The 3,034-nt window shown below is 72.9% G+C and carries 3 protein-coding genes and 1 pseudogene; all 4 read right to left on the reverse strand.

Going from position 1 to position 3,034, the window contains the following annotated elements:
- Positions 1-68 precede the first annotated feature (68 nt).
- Positions 69-677, reverse strand: a pseudogene (locus ACWCYO_RS40495) (vitamin K epoxide reductase family protein); the annotation flags it as partial.
- The gene (locus tag ACWCYO_RS40500) at positions 674-1,468 is read right to left on the reverse strand and encodes a DsbA family protein (protein ID WP_270148849.1); all 795 of its coding nucleotides are present in this window, start codon (positions 1,466-1,468) and stop codon (positions 674-676) included. The gene ACWCYO_RS40500 and the pseudogene ACWCYO_RS40495, both read right to left, overlap by 4 nt.
- A gap of 165 nt (positions 1,469-1,633) precedes the next feature.
- Positions 1,634-2,293, reverse strand: coding sequence for a hypothetical protein (locus ACWCYO_RS40505; protein ID WP_449787029.1), 660 nt, complete (start codon positions 2,291-2,293; stop codon positions 1,634-1,636).
- A gap of 97 nt (positions 2,294-2,390) precedes the next feature.
- Positions 2,391-2,864: an SRPBCC family protein gene (locus ACWCYO_RS40510; RefSeq protein ID WP_270148851.1), complete on the reverse strand. Its 474-nt coding sequence runs from the start codon at positions 2,862-2,864 to the stop codon at positions 2,391-2,393.
- Positions 2,865-3,034 lie beyond the last annotated feature (170 nt).

Below are 3,034 nucleotides of genomic sequence, written 5' to 3' on the forward strand. Positions count from 1 at the left end.
GGCGCTGGTGGAGCGGCACAACCTCGGGGTGTCCCCGGCCACGGTGCGCAACGACATGGCGGCGCTGGAGACCAGAACCGGTTGAGCACCAGCAGCGCGATCACCGCGTACCACAGCGCCGGGACGACCCAGTGGTAGCGCGCGGCCTCCCGCACGACCACCCGGGCCCGCGGGCCCACCGGGATGACGCCGGAGCTCAGGTTGTGCAGGGTGGTGTACCAGAACAGCGGGATCATCGCGGCCCACACCACCATGCAGTACGGGCAGAGCGCGCCGATCCGGTACAGCGTCTGGTACATCAGCCAGGTCACGAAGCCGATCCCGAAGACCGTCCCGGCCTGCAGCCCGAGCCAGAACCAGCGCCGGTACGCCGCGCCGGCGAGCAGACCGGCGCCGATCGCGATCACCACCCCGAAGGCGACCAGGCCGATCAGCGAGTTGGGGAAGCCGAAGGCCTCCGCCTGGGCGCTGCGCATGATCGAACCGCAGCTGATGATCGGATTGATGTTGCAGCTGGGGACGTACGACGGGTCCTTCAGCAGGCGGATCTTGTCCAGGGTGAGGACCGTCGAGGCGAACAGGCCGACCGCGCCGCCGATCAGCAGCAGCCAGGCGAACGGACGGCCGGCGCCGAAGGTCCGATCTTCGGTCTGCCGGGCGGGGGCGGTGGTCGTCACCCGGTCACCTGCTTGACCAGCGCGGTGAACTCGTCGGGCGAGGCGGCCTTGCCGTTGGTGAGGACGTCCAGCTTCTTGCCGTCGAGCTTGACGGTCGGGGTGCCGGTGACGTCGCTCTTGTTGAACTCGTCGTTCACCTTGGCCGCCCACGGCGCGTAGGTGCCCTCCTGGACGGCCTTGACGAAGCCGTCCGTCTTCAGCCCGGGCACCTGGCCGGCCAGGTCCAGGATGTGGTTGACGTCGCCGAAGGCGTCGCTGCGCTCGTCGGGCTGGTTGGCGTACAGCACGTCGTGGAACGCCCTGAACTTGTCCACGCCCTCGTTCAGCGCGGCGCCGGCGGCGGCCAGTGCGGTGCGCGAGCCCTTGCCGCCGAGGTTCTTGTCCAGGAACGTCGCCAGGTGGTACTCGATCTTGTAGGTGCCGTCGTCGGCCAGCTGCTGGATGGTCTTGCCGGTGGTGGTCTCCAGCTGCTCGCAGAACGGGCAGCGGAAGTCCTCGTAGACCTCCAGGGTGTGCGGGGCGTCGGCCTTGCCGTAGGTGATCACGGTGCCGTCGGTGCCGCCCGCGTTGGCGGGGACGACCAGCGGGCCGTTCGCGGCGGTGTCGGCGGAGGAACCGGAGGAGCCGCCGACGGCGAAGGCCACACCGGCGGCGAGGGCCAGCACGGTGCCGGAGGCGGCGGCGACCACCACCCGGCGGCGGATCCGGTCGGAGCGCTCGGCCTGGGCACGGGCGGTGCGCATGCGCTCGGTGGCGTTGGGCTTCTGGTCGGTCTTGCGGGTGTTGCTCATGGGGTGTCGTCCTGTGCTCTCGGCGTGCGGAAGGGCGGCGCGACCTGCGTCAGGGTCTGCGCGGCGGGAGGGAGACGACCGCTGAGGGCGGGGCTCGGAGCGAACGGCTCGGAGCGAGGGGCTCGGAGCGAGGAGCTCGGAGCGAGGGGCTCGGAGGGCCCGGGCTCAGACGGCCAGGGCGAACACCGGCGGACCGCGCCGGACGGCCGGGCGGACGACCACGTCCTCGGCCGGGACCAGCGCGCGGCTGGCGCTGGGGAAGGGCACCCGGGCCACCGGACGGGCCGGGACGGGCGCGGTGAGCAGCCGCAGCCAGCGGGCGGCGGCCGGCAGGTGCCGGTGCAGGAACTCGCCCAGCATCCGGACGGCCCGCACCAGGCCGGCCAGCGCGGCGTCCGCCCGGCGCAGCCAGAACGCGCCGGCCAGCGCGATCACCGTGTGCAGCAGCAGGAGCAGCAGGACGCCGACCTGCTGGGACACGCCGTGGCCGAGCAGGAACCCGCCGAGCGAGCCGCCGCCGCACAGCAGCGGCTGGAAGCCGTGCCCGGCACCCGGTGGCAAGGTCGGGCAGGAGCGCTGCGCGAGGTCGAACAGTGCGCTGACGCCCAGCTCCAGCGGCAGGAACGCCGCCGCGATCACCGGGTAGCCGCGTTCGCGGCCGGCCAGGGCGAAGGCGAGGGCGAAGACCGGGACCGCGGCCAGGCCCATCGTGCCGAGCGGCAGGGACCGGCCGGTGACCAGGACCTGACCGAGCCCGGCGAGCAGCACGACCAGCGCGGCGAAGACCGCCGCGCGGAGCGTCCTGGTGACCGGGCCGATGTCCATGGCACCCGAGTCTGCCACAGTCGAAAGCGGAACGGCCTCGCGGACGGGAGGCCGTGAACAGCCTCACCACCCGCGCTGAGCTGGGCTTATGTGCCTTTTACGGGTGCTCGTGGTCGGGGCTCGGGTGGCCGTCGGCGGCACTCACCCGGGCCTCCACCAGCTCCCGGAAGTGCTCCAGGTCCCCGCGCACCGCCCGCTCGATCACCCCGGCCTGGGCGAAGCCACGCGGCCCGCCGAACTCCCGGTGCACCGCCTCCGGGTCGTACTCCACCCGGATCTGCAGCCGGGTGTGCCCGGGGTCGAGCGCCAGCAGCGCAAAAGCGCCGCGCAGGTGGACGGAGTCCACGGTCCGCCAGGCCATCACCCGGCCCCGACCGCGGTCGGTGATCTCGGTGTCCACCGACCGCTCGGCCCCGCCGACCCGCACCCCGAGGTGGGCGAGGTTCCGGCCGTGCGGGTGGGCGCTGCGGACGCCGTCGACGAACTGCGGGTACTCGTGCACCCGGTGGAGCTGCTGCCAGGCGGCGAGGACGGGGGCGGCGATGTCGATCTGTTCCTCAAGGGTTGTCATGGCGGGGCCTCCTCCGGAACCAGCCTGCGCTTTCCCCGGCGGGGAGGCAAAGGGGGTGGGGGGTTCTGTGGGGGGTGGGGGCTCTCGGGAGGGTGGGTGGCCGGGGCGGTTCCGGGGGTGGCCGCTCCGGGGGCTGGATGATTTTCCGACTGCCGACTCTGTGGGTGGGG

Source organism: Kitasatospora sp. NPDC001683 (assembly GCF_053596495.1).

Excerpts from the sequence above, each read along its gene's own strand:
- ACWCYO_RS40500 (WP_270148849.1), bottom strand. The coding sequence starts at position 1,468 with ATGAGCAACACCCGCAAGACCGACCAGAAGCCCAACGCCACCGAGCGC.
- ACWCYO_RS40505 (WP_449787029.1), bottom strand. The coding sequence starts at position 2,293 with ATGGACATCGGCCCGGTCACCAGGACGCTCCGCGCGGCGGTCTTCGCC.
- ACWCYO_RS40510 (WP_270148851.1), bottom strand. The coding sequence starts at position 2,864 with ATGACAACCCTTGAGGAACAGATCGACATCGCCGCCCCCGTCCTCGCC.